Genomic DNA, 23781 nt, shown 5'->3' on the forward strand with positions numbered 1-23781 from the left:
TGCCTACTGCCTCTGCTTGCGGCGCAGGCGGATCACCACGTCGACATGGGCGATTTCCATCCCTTGCGGCGGTTCGGGCAGGTTGTCGATCGTCAGGTTACTGATCGGGATATCCAGCACTTCATTGTGGCCTTCCACGAAAAAGTGATGGTGATCGGAGACGTTGGTGTCGAAATAGGTTTTGGTGCTTTCGACGGCGAGCACGCGGATCAGGCCGGCCTCGGTGAACTGATGCAGCGTGTTGTAGACGGTCGCGAGCGAAACTGGAACGCCGGCGGCGACGGCTTCTTCATGAAGCTCCTCCACCGTCAGATGGCGGTCGCCCTTGGCGAAGAGAAGGTCTCCCAGCGCAATCCGCTGTCGGGTCGGCCTCAGGCCCACATTGCGCAGCCTGGTTTCGATCGCGATTTCGGCATGTTCTGCCATTCAGGGACTCCGGATTCCTGATCTCTATAATTCTTTACTAAGCCATATAACTTTTGCCTTGATTGCTTTCAATAGTTTCAATGGGGTGGGAAGGTGCTCAAAAGCCGCAAAAAACCGGCTTTTGGCGCAATTCGCTCTGGTCGCGGCTCTGGCGTTCCTGTATGCGACCACCACATAACGGCTAGTGCGGTCGATCGAACGGATGAATGAGAGTCCAATGCTTTCGCTTCATTTTCTGTCCATCTTGCACTAAAGCTTCACATCCATCGGCATTCATGCGGGGGAAACGGAATTTTTATGACGACGAGACAGTCCAGCTTCAATTACGAGGAAATCCTGGCTTGCGGCCGCGGCGAACTGTTCGGCCCGGGCAACGCGCAGCTTCCCCTGCCGCCGATGCTGATGGTCCATCGCATTACTGAAATTTCCGAGACCGGCGGTGCCTTCGACAAAGGCTTCATCCGCGCCGAATACGATGTGCGCCCCGATGACTGGTATTTCCCCTGCCATTTTGCCGGCAATCCTATCATGCCGGGCTGCCTCGGCCTTGACGGCATGTGGCAGCTGACCGGCTTCTTCCTCGGCTGGCTCGGCGAGCCCGGCCGCGGCATGGCGCTTTCGACGGGCGAAGTGAAGTTCAAGGGCATGGTCCGCCCGGATACGAAGCTTCTCGAATACGGCATCGACTTCAAGCGCGTCATGCGCGGCCGTCTGGTGCTCGGCACCGCCGATGGCTGGCTAAAGGCCGATGGGGAAACCATCTATCAGGCGACGGACCTGCGCGTGGGCCTGTCGAAGGACAAGGTCGCCTGAACCGCGGCGCCGCCGCCTCCACAAAGACAGACGTTTTAGAAAAGGTCATCGACATGAGACGGGTAGTTGTTACGGGTCTGGGTATTGTCTCTTCGATTGGAAACAATGCTCAAGAAGTGACCGCCTCGCTGCGCGACGCCAAATCCGGCATTTCTTTCTCTCCCGATTTCGCCGAGCACGGCTTCAAGTGCCAGGTCTGGGGCTCGCCGAAGATCGACACAACCGATCTGGTGGATCGCCGCGCCATGCGCTTCCTGTCGCAGGGCGGTGCCTGGAACCATGTCGCCATGAAGCAGGCGATCGCCGACAGCGGCCTCGAGGAAGGCGATATCACCAACGAGCGCACCGGCATCATCATGGGCTCCGGCGGTCCGTCGACCCGCACCCTGATCGAAGCGGCCGACATCACCCGCAAGAACAACAGCCCGAAGCGCATCGGCCCCTTCGCCGTGCCGAAGTCGATGTCCTCGACCGCCTCGGCAACGCTGGCGACCTGGTTCAAGATCCACGGCGTCAACTACTCGATCTCGTCCGCCTGCTCGACCTCGGCGCACTGCATCGGCAATGCCGCCGAGATGATCCAGTGGGGCAAGCAGGACGTCATGTTCGCCGGCGGCCACGAGGATCTCGACTGGACCATGTCGAACCTCTTCGACGCCATGGGCGCCATGTCTTCGGACTTCAACGACAACCACCCGGAAACCGCCTCGCGTGCCTATGACGTCAAGCGCGATGGATTCGTCATCGCCGGCGGCGCTGGCGTGCTGGTTCTGGAAGAGCTGGAACATGCCAAGGCCCGCGGCGCCAAGATCTATGCCGAGATTGTCGGCTATGGCGCCACTTCGGACGGCTACGACATGGTCGCACCGTCGGGCGAGGGTGCCGTGCGCTGCATGCGCCAGGCGCTCGCCACCGTGAAGGGCGATATCGATTACATCAACACCCACGGCACTTCGACGCCGGTGGGCGACAGCAAGGAAATCGGCGCGATCCGCGAGGTCTTCGGCGACAAGATCCCGCCGATCCAGTCGACCAAGTCCCTGACGGGCCACTCGCTCGGCGCCGCAGGCGTTCAGGAATCGATCTATTCGATCCTGATGATGCAGGAGCGCTTCATCGGCGAAAGCGCCCATATCACCGAACTCGATCCGGAATTCGAAGGCGTGCCCGTCGTGCGCAAGCGCATCGACAACGCCAAGTTCGATATCGCTCTTTCGAATTCCTTCGGCTTCGGCGGCACCAACGCCACGCTCGTGTTCCAGCGCTACAACGGATAAGGCAATGACGGGAATCATGCAGGGTAAGCGCGGCCTCATCATGGGCGTCGCAAACAATCACTCGATTGCCTGGGGTATTTCGAAGGCGCTTGCAGCCGAAGGCGCGGAACTGGCTTTCACCTTTCAGGGTGAGGCGCTCGGCAAGCGCGTCAAGCCGCTCGCAGCCGAAGTCGGTTCGGATTTCCTGCTGCCTTGCGATGTCGAGGATCTGGCTTCCGTTGATGCCGTCTTCGACGCGATCAAGGAGCGCTGGGGCAGGCTTGATTTCATTGTCCACGCCATCGGCTTTTCCGACAAGAACGAGCTGAAGGGGCTCTATGCCAACACCACGCGGGAGAATTTCACCCGCACCATGGTGATTTCCTGCTTCTCCTTCACCGAGATCGCCAAGCGCGCCGCCGAACTGATGACCGAAGGCGGCAGCATGCTGACGCTGACCTATAATGGTTCGACGCGCGTCATTCCGAACTACAATGTCATGGGCGTCGCCAAGGCGGCGCTTGAGGCTTCCGTTCGTTATCTCGCCGCCGATTACGGCCCGCGCGGTATTCGCGTCAACGCCGTTTCCGCCGGCCCGATCCGCACGCTCGCCGGCGCCGGCATTTCCGACGCCCGTGCCATCCTGTCGTGGAACCAGCGCAACGCGCCGCTGCGCAAGTCTGTTACCATCGACCAGGTCGGCTCGTCGTCGCTCTACCTCCTGTCGGATCTGGCGGCAGGCGTCACCGGCGAAGTCCATTTTGTCGATGCCGGCTACAACATCACCTCCATGCCGACGCTGGAAACGCTGTCGAGCGCGGACGCCGAGTAAGCGCGCTGGTCTCAATCGTCCTCCCGGTCTTTGGCCGGGGGGATCATTTTCCGGATATCCTTCCCGATGACGTCCAACGAGGCGAAATCCCTCGCATCGACCGAACGGCTCATCCTCCGCCGCTTTGTGCCGGAGGATTTTAAAGCCTATAGCGCCTACCGCTCCCTGCCGGAAATCTATCGGTTCCTGTATCGCGATCCGCCTTCGCCTGAAGTGATGAGAGAGCGTTTCGATCTCAATCTGAACTCTCCTTTCGCCGAGGACGGAGATACGCTGCTATGTGCTGCCATTCGGCGGGAGGATGATGCTTTGGTCGGTGATGTCAGCCTGACATTCGCAAACAAGGCGGCGCTTCAAGCCGAGCTTGGCTATACCTCCAACCCCGCTTATGCCAGGAAGGGATATGCCACCGAGGCGGCACAAGCCATGATTACTCTCGGCTTCGAAAAATTCGGCTTTCAGCGGATCTTTGCACGGCTGGATGCGAAAAATGCCGGATCCATTGGCGTCGTCGAACGGCTGGGTCTTCGCCGTGAGGCACTCCTGATCGAAAACGATCGTTTCAACGGCATATGGGGCGATGAATGTGTCTATGCCGTACTGCGCCGGGAATGGGCCGCAAGGGTGTCGAATTGGACGCGTTAACCTCCATTCGACAAGATTTTACGAAAATTTTAGGTTAATTCTATCTTGCCGGGGATGGCTCGTTACGGCTGGCGGGAATTCCGATACAAGGCAGGCAATCAACAGTATCTCCTGCATGTCCATCGGTATTCACCAGCCATTTACGGGAACCCCAGCCGTGAACACCATAACTGTTGCCAGCTCCAAGCTGCCAGATCCGCTGGGCGAGGCGGTACCGCTCGAATCCGCCGCCACTCCAAGGACATTGGGGCCGGATCTGTTGCGGGCGCTTGCCATCCTCCTCGTCATGCTGGTGCATCTGCCGGTGGAGGCGACGCCGCTGCCGCTCGCCGGCATTAGGCCCTATGGCTGGATCGGCGTCGACATCTTCTTCGTGCTCAGCGGCTATCTCATTGGAACTCAGTTGATGACGGAAGCCGCGCGGCGCCGCGCCGTCGACTTCAAGGCTTTCTATCTGCGCCGGGCGTTCCGCATATTGCCGGCCTTTCTGCTCGTGCTTGCCGTCTATACGTTCTTCCCCTCCCTGCGCGATGCGCCGGCGATGCAATCCGCCTGGCGGTTCCTGACCTTCACGGTCAATTTCGGCCTTGATCCTCGCCTGGGCAGCGCATTCACCGAGGCCTGGTCGCTGAGTGTCGAGGAGCATTTCTATCTCGTTCTTCCGGTTCTTGTGGTCCTGCTCAAGCGGCGAGCGACGGTGGGCTTTGTGGCGCTTCTGGTGATGGCGATCGTGATCGCCGGCATAAGCCTGCGGTTTGCGCTCTGGCAGAGCCATGTCGGTCCGATTGTCGAAATGCAGGCCTACAGGGAAGCCTTCGCCGTCTATCTCAGGGATATCTATTATCCGACATATAACCGGCTTGACGGCTTGACCTTCGGCGTCGTTCTGGCGGCGATCCGGCTGTTCAAGCCGCTGCTATGGGAACGGTACATGCCGCCTCACATCGCGCTCGGCATCGGCGGTATGCTCGTGACGGCGGCGCTCGTGATCTTCTCCGTCCGCGGGCCGCTCGCCGAAGCCAATGTGCCGCTCGTGTTTCAGCCTCTTCCGGGCGCGGCCGTCGGTTTCCCGCTGTTTTCGGCGGGGGTGGCATTCATTCTCGGCGCATTGCTGGACCTGCAGCCGAGGATCGGTCGCTGGCATCTTCCAGCCATATCAGGCGTCGCGACGCTCTCCTACAGCCTCTACCTCACCCACAAGGGCGTCTACCATCTCGACCAGATGGTGTTCGGCAAGGACAATCTTCTGGGGCTGTCAGGCTTCGTCATCTATCTCGCCACCTGCTTCATCGTGTCGGCGACGCTCTGGTTTCTCGTCGAAAGGAACTTCCTGATCCTGCGGGATCATCTGATGCCTCATGCACGTCGTGCCGACGAAGCCTGATCCATGAAAGAAAGGCGGCCCTTGGTCGCCTTCCTCTCTTATTTTTTTGCCCAGAGCACCTTGTAGCGGGCATTGCGGCAGGTCTCGCCGAATTCCCTGAAATTCTCGGCCAGCACCGGCTCGTAGGGCAGGCCGCGATTGGCGACCAGCATCAGCCGGCCGCCGCCACGCAGTGCCGAGGCGGCCGTCTTGATCATCGCCTGGCCAAGCGAAGGCTCGGCGGCATGGCCCTCATGGAAGGGCGGGTTCATGATGATCAGGTCGTATTTGTCCTTGACCGGCTCGCTCGCCAGATCGTGCCAGAAGAAGCGCTGGGCGACCTTCGGGCAGTGCGACAGCAGATTGGCGCGTGCGGCCTCCAGAGCGCCGTAATGGGCCTCGTAGAGGTCGATGCGTTCGATCCGCGGCGATTTCGTTGCGAGCTCTACGGAAAGATAGCCCCAGCCGGCGCCGAAATCGGCGGCATCGCCGGCAAAGTCGGTCGGCAGGCGCGAGGCGAGCAGCTCGGAACCGGCATCGACACGGTCATGGGAGAACATGCCGGGCGCCGTGGTGAAGCTGTCGTCGACGAGAGTCGCCGGCTTTGCGAGCTGCGCTGTCAGTATCTTGATGTCGGCAGGACGCGCAAACCAGAAGGCAACGCCGTGATATTTCGGCATATGCTCGATCGCAAGACCGAAGGCTTCGATGCGCTTGCGTAGCGGCTGGATACCATCTTCCTTGCCGCCGGCAACGAGGATGAGGCCGCCTTCCTTTACGCGCGCCAGCGCTTCAGCGATATGGTCCTCGTTCTCGCCCTTGTGCTTGCCGCAAAGCACGAGCGCTCCGTCATAACCTTCGCCTTCGATCTCCGGCGTCACGTTGATGCGCTGCGCCTGCAGCTGGCGATAGAAGGGACGGAAGCCCTGAACGGCCGAAAGCTCGGCAGCAAATCCCTCCGGCAGCGCAAAGCCCGCTTCGGCGCCGAGAAACAGGATCCGCTGCCCCTCGCCGGGCGCGTCGATGGTGCCGGAGGCAAAGGGATGGAACAGGGTCTTCAGGGCATCGCGGCTCATGGGCGTGGTCTCGTTATTGTTTCGTTGGTCGGGCCTGCGGGCGGGTTTCTGTCTGTGTGCTTGTCCCTCACCCTAGCCCTCTCCCCGTTGGGACGGGGAGAGGGGACGACGGAGCAAGACAACATTCCCGACTTGGGAGCGGGCGATCATCGAGCACCGTCAAATCCCCTCTCCCCGCAATGCGGGGAGAGGGCTAGGGTGAGCGGCCGGGCACAGAACTTCGGAAAAACCGAGATCGCCAGCCTCTTCAATATAAAAAGGGCGCGGAAAAGATCCCGCGCCCCGGAACTTGGATGAAGGCGCAGCTTATTCGGCCGCGTCGTCCTTCTTCTTGTCGGCAGCGATTTCCTGGCCGGTCGCCTGGTCGACGACCTTCATGGACAGGCGAACCTTGCCACGCTCGTCGAAGCCGAGCAGCTTGACCCAGACCTTGTCGCCTTCCTTGACGACGTCCTGCGTCTTGGCAACGCGCTCGGAAGCGAGCTGCGAGATGTGGACGAGACCGTCACGGGCGCCGAAGAAGTTGACGAAAGCGCCGAAGTCGGCGGTCTTTACGACCGTGCCTTCGTAGATCTGGCCGACTTCCGGTTCAGCGACGATCGAGTGGATCCACTTGCGGGCCGCTTCGATTTCCTTGCCGGAGGAGGAGGCGATCTTGACGGTGCCGTCGTCCTCGATGTTGATCTTCGCACCGGTCTTTTCGACGATTTCGCGGATGACCTTGCCGCCGGAGCCGATGACTTCGCGGATCTTGTCGACCGGAATGTTCATCACTTCGATGCGCGGTGCGAATTCGCCGAGCTGGCCGCGGCTCTCGGAAATGGCCTTGGCCATTTCGCCGAGGATGTGTAGACGACCGCCCTTCGCCTGGTTCAGGGCGACATTCATGATCTCTTCGGTGATGCCTTCGATCTTGATGTCCATCTGCAGTGCGGTGATACCGGATTCGGTGCCGGCGACCTTGAAGTCCATGTCGCCGAGGTGGTCTTCGTCACCCAGGATGTCGGAGAGAACGGCGAAACGCTCTTCTTCCTTGATCAGGCCCATGGCGATACCGGCAACCGGCTTTGCCAGCGGCACGCCGGCATCCATCAGCGCCAGCGAGGTACCGCAAACGGTCGCCATTGAGGACGAGCCGTTGGACTCGGTGATCTCAGAGACGACGCGCAGCGTATAGGGGAACTGTTCCGCCGTCGGCAGCATCGGGTGGACAGCGCGCCAGGCGAGCTTACCATGGCCAATTTCACGGCGGCCCGGAGAACCCATGCGGCCGGTTTCACCGACCGAGTAGGGCGGGAAGTTGTAGTGCAGCATGAAGTTTTCTTTGTACATGCCGGTCAGGCTGTCGACATACTGCTCGTCTTCGCCGGTGCCGAGCGTGGCAACCACGATCGCCTGCGTCTCGCCGCGGGTGAAGAGGGCGGAGCCGTGCGTGCGCGGCAGCAGGCCGACTTCGGCGAGAATCGGGCGGACCGTCTGCAGGTCACGGCCGTCGATGCGGCTGGAGGTATCGAGGATGTTCCAGCGAACGATCTTCGCCTGCAGGTGCTTGAAGATGGCGCCGACTTCCTCGGCCGTGTACTTGGCTTCGCCTTCTTCGGGCAGGAAGTGTGCCTTGACCTTCGCCTTGACGGCGTCGACGGCGGCATAGCGATCAGCCTTCTGCGTGATCTTGTAGGCGTCGCGCAGTTCGGCTTCGGCAAGGCCGAGCATTTCCTTCTCGAGCTCGGAGTAGTCTTCCGGCTGGAAGTCACGGGGCTCCTTGGCGGCGACTTCGGCGAGCTTGATGATTGCGTCGATGACAGGCTGGAAGCCGCGGTGACCGAACATGACGGCTCCGAGCATGACGTCTTCAGGCAGTTCCTTGGCTTCGGATTCGACCATCAGCACGGCTTCCTGCGTGCCGGCGACGACGAGGTCGAGGCTCGATTCGTCCATCTCGTCGAGATGCGGGTTGAGCACGTATTCGCCGTTGATGTAGCCGACGCGAGCGCCGCCGATCGGGCCCATGAAGGGGACGCCGGAGAGCGTCAGGGCAGCCGAAGTTGCGACCATCGACAGGATATCGGGATTGTTTTCCAAGTCATGCTGGATAACGGTGACGACGACCTGCGTGTCGTTCTTGTAGCCTTCCGGGAAAAGCGGGCGGATCGGGCGATCGATCAGGCGCGAAACGAGCGTTTCGTTTTCGCTCGGACGGCCCTCGCGCTTGAAGTAGCCGCCGGGGATCTTGCCGGCTGCGTAGGTCTTTTCCTGGTAGTTGACGGTGAGCGGGAAGAAGTCCTGACCCGGCTTCGGCGCCTTGGCGGAAACGACGGTCGCAAGCACCACGGTCTCGCCGTAGGTGGCGACGACGGCGCCATCGGCTTGGCGGGCGATCTTGCCGGTTTCGAGCTTCAGCGGGCGGCCTGCCCACTCGATTTCGACGGTATGGATATCGAACATATCTTGTCCTTGCATGATGCGGGAAAAGGCGCCGTGGCCGACGATTTCGGCAGGGCGCATCTTCAACCGCACGAAATGTGACGCATCACGGGCAAGACAACGAGAGGCTTTCGAAGATCGGCCGAAGCGCGAAGCTTCGGCTGAAAGCATCCGGCAATCCTGCCCCATGACAGGTCAACGGTTGTTGTTGGCAGCACCGGCCCATCCGGCCTGCCGGCAGTTTCGCGGCGCGCCATTGCAAGGCGCAAGCGAAACAGTCTTAGGGGTTCATACCCCTCATAAGCAACCGGCGGGCGTTCAGGTGAACGCCCGCCGGAAATTCCGTTAGCGGCGGATACCGAGGCTGGTGATCAGCTTGGTATAACGGCCTTCGTCCTTCTTCTTGAGGTAGTCAAGAAGCGAGCGCCGGCTGGAAACCATCGTCAGGAGACCACGACGGGAGTGGTTGTCCTTTTTGTGGTCCTTGAAGTGTTCCGTGAGGTTGTTGATGCGCTCGGTCAGGATCGCAACCTGGACTTCCGGAGAACCGGTGTCGCCTTCGGCGGTCGCATATTCCTTGATCAGCGCAGCCTTGCGCTCAGCAGTGATCGACATCGGATGGTCCTTTCTATGAGAGGAGATTGAAGTCGCCAAACGCCGGGATGTCGTCCAGCATTGGCCGCGAATGCAATCAGGCATGCCTGATGCTGGCGCTGCCTATAAACCAAATGAGCGGCAATTGAAAGAGGGTTGTCCCCCCGGCGGCTTCAGCGCCCCGCCACGGCGTTCCGGATCATGGCGTCGTAGCCTTCTGGATCCTGCAGCATGGCAAAATGACTGGCGTCCTTCAGGATGACGAGCTTCGCGCCCGGAATCTCTTTCGCCATCATCTCAGTGTGGTCCAGCTTCACCGCTTCGTCATGGTCGCCGATGGCAAGCGTCACCGGCACCGTGATCTTTCCGAGGTCGGCTGCGGTCCATGCCGGCTGCGTCGCCCACATTTGCGAGATCTGGTTGACAAAGGCGTCATATTCGTTCGGGGTCGGCGACAGCTTCCTGTAATAGTCGCCGGCGACGTTGATGTAGTCGTTGAAGGTCTTGTTGCTCATGACATCGGGCTTCACGCCGTCGGTCGTGACATTGGCGGCTTGCGCGATCACGCGGGTCAGCTTTTCGGGATATTTCATCGCCATATCAATGCCGATGATGCCGCCATCGGACCATCCGACCAGCGTCACCTTACCGATCTTCAGGTGGTCGAGCAGCGCAGCATAATCGGAAGTCATCAGGTCGTAGCCGAAGGGCTGTTCGCTGCGCGTCGAGCGGCCATGCCCGCGGCTGTCGGCGACGATGACGAGATGATCTCTCGCGAAATCGGCAACCTGAGCGCCCCAGACATCGGCATTTCCGAGGCCGCCATGAATGAAGAGGATCGGGTCGCCTGCGCCGTATTCAGCATAATACATCTTGATGTCGTTAACATCGGCCATGCCGCTCGTCTTGGGTTGCGGCATTGGAGGAAATGGCGGTAGCCCGGCCCATCGCTCGGCGGATTGGGCGTTCGCAACTGCCAGAAACAGAGAAAGGAATGCAACTATTCCGAATGCAATTCTGCGCATGTTTGCCCCCTTTGGACGGGCCATGATGGCCCGTCGGGGAGCATATCGCATAGCCATTGCGCTGCAATAGCGCTATTTCTGGCTGAGTTTGGCTAGCCGAATACGCGCTTCGGACGAAATTCGCCCTGGCCGATTTCACCGATGGCGATCAGCTTGCCGCGTGCCGTGGCATAGGCCTCGGTTTCGGCGACCGGAGCATCGCGGCCGCGCACGAGGATAGGGTTGCCCATCTTCAGACGGTGGGCCTGGTCGTCGCTGATGACGAGGTGCGGCAGCGAAGAAAGAGCTTCCGCCGTGTCGATCAGCAGCGCATCGAGGGCGGCGAGCCGCTCATCCGCGTCCTCGATCTCTTCGAGCGCCACGAGATCGGCAAGCGGCACCATCGCCTCTTCGGCGAAGGGTGCGACGAAGCTGCGCCGCAGGCCGGAAATATGGCCGTAGCAGCCGAGATCGCGGCCGAAATCGCGGGCAAGTGCTCGTACATAGGTGCCTTTGCCGCACTCGACTTCGAAATGCGCCGTATTGGCATCCGGGCAGGCAAGCAGCGTCAGGCGGAAAATCTCGACTTCACGCGAGGGGATCTCGACCGTCTCGCCTTCGCGGGCAAGGTCATAGGCACGCTCGCCTGATATTTTGATGGCGGAGAACTGCGGCGGGATCTGGTTGATGACACCCGTATAGTTCGGCAGCAGCGCGCGAATATCCTCTTCGCTCGGACGCTTGTCGGAGGTGGCGGTGACTGCGCCCTCTAGGTCGTCGGAAGCGCGTTCCTCACCCCAGGTCACGGTGAATTCATAGATCTTGCGGCCGTCCATGACATAGGGGACCGTCTTGGTGGCGTCGCCGAGCGCGATTGGCAGCATGCCGGACGCGAGCGGATCGAGCGTCCCGGCATGACCGGCCTTCTGGGCCTTGAACAGCCACTTGATCTTGGAAACGGCTTCGGTCGAGCCGAAATCCACCGGCTTGTCGAGGATGAGCCAGCCCGAAATCGGGCGGCCCTTGGGCTTGCGTGGTTTGGACATTCTCTGTCTCTGTTATTGATCTTTGTCGTTATCGTCTTCGAGATCGCGGCTGACCTCGGGTGAGCGCAGCAGTTCGTCGATCTTCTTGTAATTGTCGAAGCTCGTATCGTCGCGGAAGCGGACTTCCGGCATGTACTTCATCTGGCGGAGCTGCGGGCCGAGGCGGCCGCGGATATATTTCGCATGGCGGTTCAGCGCCTCGATGACGGCGCCATGATCGGCAACGCCAAGGGGGGTCACGAAGGCGGTGGCGATCTTCAGATCCGGCGACATGCGTACTTCGGAAATGGAGATCACGGTGCGCTCGATCAGGTCGTCGCGCACTTCGCCGCGCTGCAGGACCTGCGTGATCGCTGAGCGCACCTGCTCGCCGACGCGAAGCATGCGCTGCGAAGGCGCGGAAGAAGTTGGTCTGGTCATGGTTGTTCCGTTAGCAGCGTCCCTTGGACGCGATAAAGCGGGTCAAATGACTCGATCCGGCGCAAAGGTCAAGGCTGGACAGGATTCCCGGCCCGCCAGAAGCCGAGAATCCTTGCGAATGCGGCATCCTGCGCGGCCTGATCGGCAAAAGCGGATGCCGGAATATAGGTGACGAAGGACTCCGTATCGAATTCAATCCGCCCGTTGCGGCGACCGATGCCCCGGATCTCGCGCCAGCCAAGCCAAATCGATGTCTGCTCCGATTTCCAGGAACCGCCCTCGGATGTGATCGTTACCGTGATGATAACATCAGGACGTATGCGCGATCGCATCGTCGCCATGCGCCGCCGCGTCGCCCACTGGGAATAGATCAGGATGAGCACATAGATGATCAGAGTCGGCACGAGCCAGATGATTGCCATGTCGCCCAAATCCAGGGATGGCGACAATCCGAATACGGGAACGAAGACGTAAGCGCGCAACAAGTAGAACAGCACCGGGAAGCCCGCGCCGACACCGATTGCGGAGACGAACTGCCAGGCTGCCCGGTTATGCGCGCTCGGAGGGTGGCGAAGGGCAAGGCGTTGCCCTGCCTGCCACATGACAGCGACATGTTCGCTTGGCTGGCGAACGAAGGAGACGACGATCCTCTTGTCATCTTCGGGCATTGCAGTCATGTCGATGCTTCCTCATGTTCGTCGGGATCCAAGAAAAACGGGATCCAAGAAAAAAACCGCCGGTTTCGCCGGCGGTTTTGATGTCTTGCAAATCGAAAGATCGCTTACAGCGTGCGGGTGATGTGCTCGACGCGGAAGCACTCGATGGTATCGCCGGCGCGGATGTCTTCGTAGTTCTCGAAGGCCATGCCGCATTCCTGGCCGACATTGACTTCCGACACTTCATCCTTGAAGCGCTTGAGCGTCTTGAGCTTGCCTTCGTGGATGACGACGTTGTCGCGCACCAGGCGGACGCCGACGCCACGCTCGACCTTGCCTTCGGTGACGCGGCAACCCGCGACCTTGCCGACCTTCGTGATGTTGAACACCTCGAGGATCTCGGCATTGCCGAGGAAGGTTTCGCGACGCTCCGGAGAGAGCAGGCCCGACATTGCCGCCTTCACATCATCCACCAGGTCGTAGATGATGTTGTAGTAGCGGATCTCGATGCCCTGACGCTCGGCGAACTGACGTGCCTGCGCGTTGGCGCGGACGTTGAAACCGATGATCGCCGCATTGGAAGCTTCCGCCAGCGAGACGTCCGACTCGGTGATGCCGCCTGCGCCCGAATGGACGATGCGGGCACGAACTTCGTCGGTGCCGAGCTTTTCGAGAGCGCCGGCAATGGCTTCGATCGAGCCCTGCACGTCGCCCTTGATAACAAGCGGGAATTCCTTCACGCCGACAGCCTGCAGCTGGGTCATCATCTGTTCGAGCGAGCCGCGCTGACCCGACAGGCGGGCAGCCGCCTTGTCGCGGGTGAGGCGCTGGCGATATTCCGAGATCTCGCGGGCACGGCTCTCGCTTTCGACGACGGCGAACTTGTCGCCGGCCTGCGGTGCGCCGGAAAGGCCGAGCAGTTCGACCGGCATGGCCGGGCCTGCTTCCTTCACATGCTCACCCTTGTCGTTGACGAGTGCACGGACACGGCCCCACTGATCGCCGGCAACGACGATCTGGCCAGGACGCAGCGTACCCTTCTGCACGAGCACGGTGGCGACGGAACCGCGGCCGCGGTCGAGCTGGGCTTCGATGACGGTGCCTTCGGCCGTACGGTTCGGATTGGCCTTGAGGTCAAGGATTTCCGCCTGCAGCAGGATGGCTTCCAGCAGCTTGTCGAGGTTGGTGCGGTTCTTCGCGGAGACTTCCACGTCGAGAACTTCACCGCCCATGGATTCGACGAAGACTTCGTGCTGCAGAAGTTCCGTGCGGACCTTCTGCGGATTGGCTTCGTGCTTGTCGATCTTGTTGATCGCGACGATGATCGGAACACCCGCCGCTTTGGCGTGGTTGATCGATTCGATCGTCTGCGGCATCACGCTGTCGTCGGCCGCAACCACCAGGATCGCAATGTCGGTCGCCTGGGCGCCGCGGGCACGCATTGCCGTGAAGGCGGCGTGACCGGGGGTGTCGATGAAGGTGATCTTCTGACCGTTCTGCTCGACCTGATAGGCGCCGATATGCTGGGTGATGCCACCGGCTTCGCCGGCGACCACGTTCGCATGACGGATGGCATCGAGCAGCGAGGTCTTACCGTGGTCGACGTGACCCATGATGGTAACGACGGGCGGACGGGAAACCAGTTCACCTTCCTCGTCGGCAACGTTGAAGATGCCCTGTTCGACGTCGGATTCCGAAACGCGCTTGACCGTGTGGCCGAATTCGCCGGCGATGAGCTCGGCCAGATCGGCGTCGATGACGTCGCCCGGCTTCATCATCTGGCCTTCCTTCATCAGGAACTTGATGACATCGACGGCGCGTTCGGACATGCGCTGCGACAGTTCCTGAATGGTGATGGTCTCCGGCAGCACTACTTCACGCGAGATCTTTTCGCGCGTTTCCTGCATCTGGCTGCGGCGGAATTTTTCCTGGCGACGGCGCATGGCCGAAAGCGAGCGACCACGGGCGTTGCCGTCTTCGTCGACATCGGCGGTCGTGACCGTCAGCTTGCCGCGGCGGCGCTCGTCCTCGGTCTTCGGACGTGTGGTAACCGGCTTTGCCGGTTCCGGACGCACGATCTTGCCGCGGGCAGGCACGCCACCACGCGATGGACCGCGATCTTCTTCTTCCTGGTTTAGCCGCCGACGGTTGGCCGGCGCTTCCGTCGAGGGGGCACCGGGGCGGGCCGGCTGGGGAGCCGTGTCCGGGCGACGCGCAACAACGGGCGCTGCAGCCGGCTGTGCCACGGGCTTCGGCGCTTCCGCCTGAGGTTCAGCCGCCGCCGGTGCCGCTGCCTTGACTTCGGCAGCGCGGGCAGCCTCTTCGGCGGCGCGGCGTGCGGCTTCGGCCTGCTCGGCGATGCGGCGTGCTTCCTCTTCTTGGCGGCGACGCGCCTCTTCCTCGGCGCGACGGATGGCATCCGCGGCATCGCGAGCCTGCGCGTCGGCGAGCGCCCGGCGGCGGGCGTCCATCTCATCGGCGGACAGGTGGTTCAGAACCACCGGACGCGACGAGCGTTCCTGCTGCGGGCGCTGCTGATAGCCCTGGTTGGATTGTGCGGGCCGCTGCTGCTGGCCGCCCGGCTGATGAATGCGCGGAGCCGGCTGCGGCGGGCGCGGCGGCTGCGGCGTCGGTTCGGCAACGCGCGTCACCGAGGGCGCTGATGTCGCTACCGGCGTGATTGGCTTTTCGTCTTCAGGACGTAGCGGGCGGCGCTTACGGGTCTCAACCACGACCGCCTTGGTGCGACCGCGGCCCATGTCCTGGCGCACGGTGCCCTGGTTTACGCCTGAAGGCTTCAAGGTGAGGGTCTTCTTACCCGAAACACTCAGCGTCTTGTCGTCTTGATTGTCGGTCATTCCGTTCCTGTTCCTTCGGACAGGGCACGGAAACGTCCGTCAAACCCTGTCGTTCAATGCATGTACCTTAATGAGGCGTCCGGCAAAGGCCGGTGACCGCGTCATTGTTTTCGCCGGCCAGCGCCGCCCGTTGCCCGGGACTGACCGCCGTTGCGGTACCGTTCGAGCAGGTTTGCGCGCTTCACTACACCCTCACCCGCCTGCCCTGCAAGCGCTGCGGCATGGATAAAAGCATTCTGGCCCATCAGTTCGTCCATTTCGGCCTCCGTAAAGACACGGAAGGACGGTATTTCCGCTTCGGTCTCCATGCCGAGATGCCAGGCCTTCCTTGCCTGATCGATCTTGCGCACGCCATCGGCGGCGGCGTTCATCGCATGGAACACGGCAAGTGCCGAGCCGTTGCGAACGGCGCCATCCACCTTCGACGAGCCGGATACGAACTGGCCCGCCTTGCGTGCCATGTTCATCATCCCGGCCAGTTGCGCCGCAAGAAGGCGGTCGACGGTGGCGCCAAGATCGCTCGGCGCGGTCACCTCCGCCTTCAGGGCGCGGGAGAACAACTTCTTTGCTACTGCCTTGTCCACGAGTGCACGGTCGATCTTGACCCAGCATCCGCGTCCCGGCAGCTGCCGCTTCAGATCCGGAACGACTGTTCCGTCTGGAGCGACGACGAAGCGGATCAGCTCATCCGGCGATCCGCTTTCGCGTGTTACGATGCACATACGGCCATTTGCGCCGTCACCCGAAAGATCGTCGTCTTCGGGTGCGGCCTTCGGCCCCTCTGCGCTCATCATGCTTCCTGCTCGGCCTCGCCCTCATCTTCCGACGCCTCTTCGGCTTCGGCGGCGAGATCGGCTTCGGTAATCCAGCCGGCCAGCAGGCGAGCCTGCACGACCATCTGTTCGGCTTCGACGCGCGAGACCTCGAGCTTGGAGAACAGGCCCTCGAACTTCTTCGTTTCGCCGTTCTTGCGTTCGCTCCAGCCGACGAGGTCGTCAGCGGCGCAGCCGGCGAAATCCTCGATCGTCTTGATGCCGTCCTCGCCGAGGGCGACCATCATCTGTGCGGTCATGCCATTGATCTGACGCAGCTCGTCGGAGACGCCGAGCGCCTTGCGCTTCTCGTCCATCTCCGCCTCGAGCTTTTCGAGATATTCGCGCGCACGGGTCTGGATTTCCTGGGCGGTGTCTTCGTCGAAGCCGTCGATCGAGGAGATTTCGTCGAGATCGACGTAAGCCAATTCCTCGACGGCGGCAAAACCTTCCGAGGCCAGAACCTGGCCGACCATCTCATCGACGTCGAGCGCGTCCATGAACAGATTGGTGCGTTCGTTGAATTCCTTCTGACGGCGTTCCGATTCCTCGGCTTCCGTCATGATGTCGATATCCCAGCCGGTCAGCTGCGAAGCAAGGCGGACGTTCTGGCCGCGGCGGCCGATGGCGAGCGAAAGCTGCTCGTCCGGAACCACGACTTCGATGCGCTCAGCATCTTCGTCGAGAACAACCTTGGCGACTTCGGCCGGCTGCAGCGCGTTGACGACGAAGTTCGCCGGCTCGCTGGACCAGGGAATGATGTCGATCTTTTCGCCCTGCAGCTCGCCGACGACGGCCTGAACGCGCGAACCGCGCATACCGACGCAGGCGCCGACCGGATCGATCGACGAGTCGTTCGAGATGACGGCGATCTTGGCGCGCGAGCCCGGATCGCGGGCAACCGACTTCACCTGGATGATGCCGTCGTAGATTTCGGGCACTTCCATGGTGAAGAGCTTGACCATGAACTGCGGATGCGTGCGCGAGAGGAAGATCTGCGGGCCGCGCTGCTCGCGACGGACGTCGTAGACATAGGCGCGGACGCGATCGCCGTAGCGGAAGTTTTCGCGCGGGATCATTTCGTCGCGGCGGATGATGCCTTCGCCACGGCCGAGGTCGACGATGACGTTGCCGTATTCGACACGCTTGACCGTGCCGTTGACGATTTCGCCGACGCGATCCTTGAATTCGTCGAACTGGCGGTCACGCTCGGCTTCGCGCACCTTCTGCACGATGACCTGCTTGGCCGACTGGGCTGCGATGCGGCCGAAATCCATCGGCGGCAGCGGATCGGCGATGAAATCGCCAAGGGCTGCGTCAGGGTTGCGGTCGCGAGCGAGTTCCAGCGGGATCTGCGTGGAATAGTCCTCGGCCTTCTCGACCACTTCGAGCAGGCGCTGCAGGCGGATTTCACCCGTCTTCGGGTTGATGTCGGCGCGGATGTTCGATTCCGTACCGTAACGCGAACGCGCGGCCTTCTGGATCGCGTCCGCCATTGCGGCAAGCACGATCTCGCGGTCGATGACCTTTTCGCGCGCCACTGCATCTGCGATCTGCAGAAGTTCTAGCCGGTTCGCACTGACTGCCATTGTCTTTAGTCTCCGTCTTCCTGCCCTTGGGTTCCCGTTCCGTCAGGCGGTTCGTTGATCGGTTATTCCTGGTCGTCCGCTTCGTTCTGGTTCGCAGCCTCGGCTTTGGCCAGCTTGTCGGCGCGCAGCGCGTCGCGGATGAGATCGTCCGTCAGGATCAGCTTGGCTTCGGCCAGCGTGCTGAACGGAATGGTCACCCTGGGCTCCTCGCCATAGGCAACCTGGTCGCGTTCGATCGTGAAGCCGTCGGCATCGACGGCGGCGATCTTGCCGCGGAAACGCTTACGGTTATCGACGAGGATCGACGTTTCGCACTTGACGAGATGGCCGATCCAGCGCTGAAAATCCGATTTCCGCACCATCGGGCGATCGATCCCCGGCGAAGACACTTCGAGATGATACGCCTTATCGATCGGATCTTCCACATCAAGAACCGGCGAAATGGCCGTGGAGACCTCTTCGCAGTCCTCGACGGTCATGGTGCCGTCGTTGCGCTCGGTCATGATCTGCAGCGTTAGGCCGTTCTGGTTCAGGAGACGCACGCGCACCAGGCGAAAGCCCATGCCCACAAGGACGGGCTCGATGATGGCGGCAACGCGCTGATCAAGGCCGGTTTCGACGATCAGCCTGGGTTCATTGGTATTGTCTGCGTTTGTCACGTCCGACAAGCATTCACTCCTGCATTGTTCATGCATTGGGAGATCGCGCTAATAAAAAAGAGCGGGTCCTTGCGGCCCACTCTTCATCGCACGATCAAGAATTTGATGCGGATATAAGCCTCTTTCCGGCAAATTGCAAGGCATTCGCGTCGAAGGCGGTTTTCGCCGCTATTTCAGCACGCCGAGCATGGAGCTGTCGGGATAGCAGGTAGGCTTCATGCCGCTCTTTTCCTGCCATTGGCCGATCGAGCGCCGCGTCTTGTAGCCCGGCAAGCCGTCGGTGCCGCCAACATCGTATCCCTTGCGCTCCAAAGTCTTCTGCATATTGGCGACGTCAGAGCGCAGCATCTTGCCGACATCGCCCCATTTTTCCCGGAAGGCGCCGCTGCCATAGGCGATGCGGTCGGCGAGATTGCCGATATAGAGGCCGTAAAGGTCGGAATTGTTGTATTCCTTGATGACGTAGAAATTCGGCGTCACGATGAATTCCGGCCCGTCGCGGCCAGCCGGTACCAGCATCATCCCGCTCGCCCGCAATTCGTCTGCCGGGAGGGTCTTGCCGGAAACCGGCTTGATCCCCAGCGAAGCCCATTGCGAAATCGGCTTGGCGAGATCAGGCCCTTCCTGCGCGCAGGAGACGTTCTGCGGGATGGCGACTTCATAGCCCCAGCCACGGCCGCGCTGCCAGCCCTTCTGAACCATATAGTTAGCTATGGATGCCAGCGTGTCCGGCACCGAGGTCCAGATGTTGCGATGGCCGTCGCCATCGAAGTCGACGGCGAATTTAAGGTAGTTGGTCGGCATGAACTGCGGCTGGCCGAGTGCACCGGCCCAGGAGCCCTTGAACTGATCCGGCGTGACATCGCCATGTTCGAGGATGCGCAGCCCAGCGATCAGCTCATTGCGGAACATGTCCTTGCGCGTCGACATGAAGGCTTTGGTCGCCAGCACCTGGACCGCCGAATTCGGCAGCTTGGCGATGCCAAAGCCGGTCTCGCGGCCCCAAATCGCAAGCAGGATCGACCCCGGCACGCCGTAGGTCTTTTCGATCCGCCTCAGCACTGGCCCATATTGCGAGGCGAGGCTTCGCCCCGTTACGGCCAGTTTCTGCAGCCGTGCCTCATTGAAATAGGGGGCGGGGGAGGAGAATTCGGCCTGGCTCTGCGCCTGTTGCTCCGGCTTCGGGAAGCCCGGCGGCTCAAGATCCGGCAGATTCCAGTTCAGCGTCACGCCAGTGAAGGCAGCCTGGAAAGTTTTTTCGGATATTCCTGCCTTTCGCGCTTCAGGCCACAGATCCTTTTGAATCCAGGCCTGAAACTGCGCTTCGACATCAGCTTTCGAGGCGGCGAGCGCGGGGAGGGGGAGAAGGGCGAGGAGGAGGACGCAGAGTAGGGAAAGCAGCCTTTGCGCATGTCGAGCCGCTGATACCCCCCTCTGTCGCTGCCGCGACATCTCCCCCACAAGAGGGGAGATTGTTGGGAGTTCGCTGCGACCCTTATTCGTAAAATTTCTCTCGGCATCTGCAGGCAGGATATTGGTTTGAGGCCGATCTCCGCTGCGGGCGACCAATCTCCCCCCTTGTGGGGGAGATGTCAGCGAAAGCTGACAGAGGGGGGTAAAAACTCTCCTCATACTCTTTCCTCTGTTGCAGCTCTCAAATCAAATCGCCGTCCGCGCCCTCAGCGCCGCCGCAAGCGTACCTTCGTCGAGATAGTCGAGCTCGCCGCCGACGGGCACGCCATGGGCAAGGCGGGTGATCTTGACCTCGAGGCCATCAAGCTGGTCGGTTATATAGTGTGCTGTGGTTTGCCCTTCGACCGTTGCGTTGACGGCGATGATGACTTCGCGGACGCCGCCCTCGCTGACGCGGGCGATCAATCCGCGAATGTTGAGATCATCAGGTCCGACGCCGTCAAGCGGCGACAGCACGCCGCCGAGAACGTGATAGGCGGCGTTCATCGCACCTGATCGTTCCAGCGCCCAGAGATCGGAGACGTCCTCGACGACGATGATGACGGATTGGTCGCGCCGATCGTCGGTGCAGACGGTGCAGGGATCGACGGTATCGACATTGCCGCAACGCGAGCAGATCTTTACCTTGTCATAGGCATCGCCCATGGCATGGGATAGCGGGCCGAGCAGCTGGTCCTTCTTCTTGATCAGATGCAGCGCCGCGCGCCGGGCCGAGCGCGGCCCGAGGCCCGGTACTTTCGCCAGGAGCTGGATGAGTTTTTCGATTTCGGGGCCGGTGACTCGCTTTGCCATGGGAGGCTTTTAGCTCATAAGCTTCAAGAACGGAATCTCGGAAGGAACGGTTGAGTGATGAAAATTCTGGCCGTGTGCCGCGGTGCCCCTGAAACGCTGCCGGGCAAGAAGGCGAAGACCGGGATCAATAAGCACGCAGTCAGCGGTGCCGTCATGATCGACGAGCTGGGGCTGCTCGGCGATGCCATCTGCAATCGCAGGCATCATGGCGGCCGTGATCAGGCCGTTTATGTCGAGGGTTCCCTGACGCTGGACTGGTGGGCAAGCGAGCTTGGACGATCGCTGGAGCCCGGCGCCTTTGGCGAAAACCTCGTCATCGAAGGCCTGGACAATTGCCAGATCGCCGTCGGCGACCAATTCATAGCCGACGATCTTGTTTTGGAAGTCACCTCGGCGCGCATTCCCTGCTCCACCTTCGCGGCGAAGATAGGCGATCGACAGTTCGTTAAGCGATACGTCCAGGCCGGGCGGCCCGGCATCTATTGCCGCGTTCTTGCGAGCGGCACGGTGAGCGCTGATATGCCGGTCACCTATCTGCCTTATGCTGGCGAGAGGGTGACGATGCCGGAAATGATGGCGACATTCGGCAGGCGATTGTCACCGGAGGATCGGGCGCGCTATCTGGCGGCGCCCGTCCATCACAAGCTGCGTGCACTCATCGAAAGCGACGCAGCGGTCTGAACTCACCGCATGGCAATCGCAACGGCCGCGCCTGCCATGGTGCCGGCGCTGGCGCGATTGGCGATGCGCACGGCGCGGCGGCTCCTGAGGAAGGTTCTGGCTTTGGCCGCCAGCATCGCCCAGGAGAGGTCGATGACGACAAGCACTGCAAACATCGTCGCCACCAGCTCGGCCCAGCCGGAGATCGTGACGGCATGCAGATCAATGATTGAGGGCAACAGCGCCACGTAAAACACCATGATCTTGGGATTGCCCATGGTGACTGTGAAGCCCGCGAGGAAGAGCCGTATGGCTGATTGTTCGTCCGGTAGTTCCTCTCCCGCAGTATCGGAGGAGGCAAACCACATCTTCCAGGCAAGATAGAGCAGATAGGCGACGCCAAGCCACTTGATCGCCACGAAGGCGAGGTGGAAGGTTTCGGCAATGGTCGCAAGGCCGGCAACGGCGCAGGTCAACCAGATCGCCTCGCCGAGCCACATGCCGGAGAGGAAGGGCAGCACGTTGCGCGCGCCCTTCGTCAGCACGCGCGCCACGAGTGCCGCGATGTTCGGTCCCGGCGATCCCGCCGCAATGAACAAGGCACCGGCAAAAACAAGCAGCGTCGATAGGCTCATCGTATTCCCTCCAACAGGGCAGGCTGGACGATATCTGGAAGAAGAGCGCCAGAGATAGCATTCCGGCGCGGCTTTTCCAAATGCAGGATTTGCGTTCAGCTAAGCTCGGCGCGAAAACGCCCGAAGATTGCCTTGCCTTCCGGCCAGTCACCCAGTCCGGATGCCGCATTGATATGCCCGCGTGACCCGACATCGACGAAGGCGCTGCCCCAGCTTTCGGCACTGCGGCGCGCATGGTCGAAGGAGCTGAAAGGATCGTCGGTGCTGGCGACGAGCAGGGATGGAAAAGGCAACCGCTGCCGTGGCGGATCGGCAAAGCTGCCGGCCTCGGCAAGATAGATTTCGCCCGTGGGATCAGGCGCGGCCACCATGAACGCGCCGAGGATCGCCGCCTTCTTGACAGGCGCCCAATGGGCGATCAGCTGGCAGGCAAGGCTATGCGCGATCAGGATCGGCGGCGTTTTGGAGCGCGAGATTTCGCGCTCGAGCGCGGCAATCCAATCCGTGAGTATTGGCCTGTCCCAGCTGGAAGGCTGGAAGCGGCGCATGCTGGAATCCTGCCGTTCCCACCATGTCTGCCAGTGACCTTCGCCCGAACCGCCCAGGCCCGGTAGCGTGATGATATCGCTCATCTCTATCCTTTCTCCATGGTCTTTCCCGGAGAAAAGCTGGCATGCCGGGATGCCGATTGACATTGCAATCCATCGGATAAAAATTTCACCAACCGATGAATTGAAGGTGAGCCATGGATACTATCGAAAGAGGACTAGATCCGACGGATCTATCGATCATCGAAATCCTGCAGCAGGACGGGCGAATCTCGGTATCGGAGCTCGGCCGCCGTGTCGGCCTGTCGCAGCCGGCGGCATCGGAGCGGCTGAAGCGGCTGGAGGAGCGCGGCGTCATCGCTGGTTATCGAGCGGTCGTCGATCCCGCTGCCGTCGGGCTCGGCATGATGGCGGTCATCCGGCTGCGGACCACGCATGAGCATATCCGGCCCTATCTCAAGCAGTTTTCGGAAATGCCCGAGATTATCGAGGTGCTGAGGCTGACGGGCGAAGATTGCTTTTTGCTCAAGGTTCTCGTGCCGACACCGGCTGACCTTGAAACCATCGTCGATTCCATTGCCCGCCATGGCGCGGTGACGACATCGCTGGTGCTGCGAAACGAACCTGTAAAGGCGATTGGCCGCGATCTGATCCGCAAGGCGGCCGCCCGCTAGAGCTGTATGATTTTAGGTCGAGTTGACCTAGAATCTGAATCCGCCCTAGCATCAAAGAATAGAGCGTGATGTCGTCCGAAAACCGCCCACGCTTTTCGGCATCACGCTCTGATGGGGGAGCGTGCCCGTCTCAGAACGGCAGCTTGAAACCAGGCGGGATCGGCAGGCCAGCGGTCAGTTCGCGCGTCTTTTCAGCGGCGATCGCCTCAGCCTTTTCCTGGGCATCCTTGTTGGCGGCGACGATCAGGTCTTCGAGGATTTCGACATCGTCTTCCTTGAACAGCGACGGATCGATCTTGAGGCCGACCATCAGGCCCTTGCCGTTGACGGTGACGGTGACGAGGCCGCCGCCGGCCTTGCCTTCGACGCGAATGTCGGCGATCTCCGACTGCATCTTCTCCATCTTGGCCTGCATTTCCTTCACTTTGCCCATCATGCCCATGATGTCGCGCATCGTTATTGGTCCTTCTTCTAAATGCTTCTATTTCCCATCGGCTCAGATGGGCCGTCGGCCGCCACGGGCGTC

At 61.2% G+C, this 23781-nt stretch carries 24 protein-coding genes; 7 read left to right on the plus strand and 17 right to left on the minus strand.

The window, feature by feature from the left end:
* Positions 1-3: 3 nt before the first annotated feature.
* The gene (irrA, locus tag FHT84_RS28160; protein WP_112340065.1) at positions 4-426 is read right to left on the minus strand and encodes an iron response transcriptional regulator IrrA; all 423 of its coding nucleotides are present in this window, start codon (positions 424-426) and stop codon (positions 4-6) included.
* Between the two features lie 297 nt (positions 427-723).
* On the opposite strand from irrA, the gene fabA reads away from it, so the two are divergent.
* The 5 genes from fabA (at position 724) to FHT84_RS28185 (ending at position 5356) form a co-directional block, all read left to right on the plus strand.
* Complete coding sequence (fabA, locus tag FHT84_RS28165) at positions 724-1239, plus strand: 3-hydroxyacyl-[acyl-carrier-protein] dehydratase FabA (protein ID WP_004127724.1); 516 nt, start codon at positions 724-726, stop codon at positions 1237-1239.
* Positions 1240-1292: 53 nt separating this feature from the next.
* A complete protein-coding gene (gene fabB, locus FHT84_RS28170; RefSeq protein ID WP_183765360.1) occupies positions 1293-2516 on the plus strand; it encodes a beta-ketoacyl-ACP synthase I in 1224 nt (407 codons plus the stop codon).
* A gap of 4 nt (positions 2517-2520) precedes the next feature.
* Positions 2521-3327: an enoyl-ACP reductase FabI gene (gene fabI / locus FHT84_RS28175; RefSeq protein ID WP_183765363.1), complete on the plus strand. Its 807-nt coding sequence runs from the start codon at positions 2521-2523 to the stop codon at positions 3325-3327.
* A gap of 66 nt (positions 3328-3393) precedes the next feature.
* Positions 3394-3972, plus strand: a complete 579-nt coding sequence (locus FHT84_RS28180) for a GNAT family protein (protein WP_183765366.1) — start codon at positions 3394-3396, stop codon at positions 3970-3972.
* 157 nt (positions 3973-4129) lie between these two features.
* On the plus strand, positions 4130-5356 hold the full coding sequence (locus FHT84_RS28185; RefSeq protein WP_183765369.1) for an acyltransferase: 1227 nt from the start codon (positions 4130-4132) through the stop codon (positions 5354-5356).
* 38 nt (positions 5357-5394) lie between these two features.
* On the opposite strand, the gene FHT84_RS28190 is transcribed toward FHT84_RS28185, so the two are convergent.
* The 13 genes from FHT84_RS28190 to recR form a co-directional block, all read right to left on the minus strand.
* The gene (locus tag FHT84_RS28190; protein WP_112340070.1) at positions 5395-6411 is read right to left on the minus strand and encodes a class I SAM-dependent methyltransferase; all 1017 of its coding nucleotides are present in this window, start codon (positions 6409-6411) and stop codon (positions 5395-5397) included.
* A 306-nt stretch (positions 6412-6717) separates the two neighbouring features.
* Positions 6718-8856 carry a polyribonucleotide nucleotidyltransferase gene (pnp, locus tag FHT84_RS28195; protein WP_112340119.1) on the minus strand — a complete coding sequence of 713 codons (2139 nt, stop codon included), beginning with the start codon at positions 8854-8856 and terminating at the stop codon, positions 6718-6720.
* A 324-nt stretch (positions 8857-9180) separates the two neighbouring features.
* On the minus strand, positions 9181-9450 hold the full coding sequence (gene rpsO / locus FHT84_RS28200) for a 30S ribosomal protein S15 (protein WP_069613589.1): 270 nt from the start codon (positions 9448-9450) through the stop codon (positions 9181-9183).
* A gap of 152 nt (positions 9451-9602) precedes the next feature.
* Positions 9603-10454: an alpha/beta hydrolase gene (locus FHT84_RS28205; protein ID WP_113251476.1), complete on the minus strand. Its 852-nt coding sequence runs from the start codon at positions 10452-10454 to the stop codon at positions 9603-9605.
* Positions 10455-10546: 92 nt separating this feature from the next.
* A complete protein-coding gene (gene truB / locus FHT84_RS28210; protein WP_112340073.1) occupies positions 10547-11479 on the minus strand; it encodes a tRNA pseudouridine(55) synthase TruB in 933 nt (310 codons plus the stop codon).
* A gap of 12 nt (positions 11480-11491) precedes the next feature.
* The gene (gene rbfA, locus FHT84_RS28215; RefSeq protein ID WP_113251477.1) at positions 11492-11899 is read right to left on the minus strand and encodes a 30S ribosome-binding factor RbfA; all 408 of its coding nucleotides are present in this window, start codon (positions 11897-11899) and stop codon (positions 11492-11494) included.
* A 68-nt stretch (positions 11900-11967) separates the two neighbouring features.
* On the minus strand, positions 11968-12576 hold the full coding sequence (locus FHT84_RS28220; RefSeq protein ID WP_183765371.1) for a hypothetical protein: 609 nt from the start codon (positions 12574-12576) through the stop codon (positions 11968-11970).
* Positions 12577-12680: 104 nt separating this feature from the next.
* On the minus strand, positions 12681-15413 hold the full coding sequence (infB, locus tag FHT84_RS28225) for a translation initiation factor IF-2 (RefSeq protein WP_183765374.1): 2733 nt from the start codon (positions 15411-15413) through the stop codon (positions 12681-12683).
* 101 nt (positions 15414-15514) lie between these two features.
* On the minus strand, positions 15515-16207 hold the full coding sequence (locus tag FHT84_RS28230; protein WP_183765375.1) for an RNA-binding protein: 693 nt from the start codon (positions 16205-16207) through the stop codon (positions 15515-15517).
* A complete protein-coding gene (nusA, locus tag FHT84_RS28235; protein ID WP_112340077.1) occupies positions 16204-17814 on the minus strand; it encodes a transcription termination factor NusA in 1611 nt (536 codons plus the stop codon). Before nusA ends, FHT84_RS28230 begins: the two co-directional genes overlap by 4 nt.
* A gap of 62 nt (positions 17815-17876) precedes the next feature.
* Entirely contained in the window at positions 17877-18482 is a 606-nt protein-coding gene (rimP, locus tag FHT84_RS28240; RefSeq protein ID WP_145646378.1) for a ribosome maturation factor RimP, read from the minus strand.
* Positions 18483-18641: 159 nt separating this feature from the next.
* Complete coding sequence (locus FHT84_RS28245) at positions 18642-19925, minus strand: lytic murein transglycosylase (protein ID WP_113250101.1); 1284 nt, start codon at positions 19923-19925, stop codon at positions 18642-18644.
* Between the two features lie 207 nt (positions 19926-20132).
* Entirely contained in the window at positions 20133-20738 is a 606-nt protein-coding gene (gene recR / locus FHT84_RS28250) for a recombination mediator RecR (protein ID WP_112340080.1), read from the minus strand.
* A 57-nt stretch (positions 20739-20795) separates the two neighbouring features.
* On the opposite strand from recR, the gene FHT84_RS28255 reads away from it, so the two are divergent.
* The gene (locus FHT84_RS28255; RefSeq protein WP_145646394.1) at positions 20796-21419 is read left to right on the plus strand and encodes an MOSC domain-containing protein; all 624 of its coding nucleotides are present in this window, start codon (positions 20796-20798) and stop codon (positions 21417-21419) included.
* A gap of 2 nt (positions 21420-21421) precedes the next feature.
* On the opposite strand, the gene FHT84_RS28260 is transcribed toward FHT84_RS28255, so the two are convergent.
* Both FHT84_RS28260 and FHT84_RS28265 read right to left on the minus strand, forming a co-directional pair.
* Positions 21422-22033, minus strand: a complete 612-nt coding sequence (locus FHT84_RS28260) for a LysE family translocator (protein ID WP_112340082.1) — start codon at positions 22031-22033, stop codon at positions 21422-21424.
* Between the two features lie 95 nt (positions 22034-22128).
* Complete coding sequence (locus tag FHT84_RS28265) at positions 22129-22665, minus strand: alpha/beta hydrolase (protein ID WP_183765377.1); 537 nt, start codon at positions 22663-22665, stop codon at positions 22129-22131.
* 113 nt (positions 22666-22778) lie between these two features.
* Between FHT84_RS28265 and FHT84_RS28270 the strand changes: the two genes are divergently transcribed.
* Positions 22779-23255: an Lrp/AsnC family transcriptional regulator gene (locus tag FHT84_RS28270; protein ID WP_183765379.1), complete on the plus strand. Its 477-nt coding sequence runs from the start codon at positions 22779-22781 to the stop codon at positions 23253-23255.
* A gap of 130 nt (positions 23256-23385) precedes the next feature.
* Here FHT84_RS28270 and FHT84_RS28275 read toward each other — a convergent pair whose 3' ends face one another.
* Positions 23386-23709, minus strand: a complete 324-nt coding sequence (locus tag FHT84_RS28275) for a YbaB/EbfC family nucleoid-associated protein (protein ID WP_037155519.1) — start codon at positions 23707-23709, stop codon at positions 23386-23388.
* Positions 23710-23781 lie beyond the last annotated feature (72 nt).

Source organism: Rhizobium sp. BK289, assembly GCF_014193575.1.
Classification (GTDB): Bacteria; Pseudomonadota; Alphaproteobacteria; order Rhizobiales; family Rhizobiaceae; genus Rhizobium; species Rhizobium tropici_C.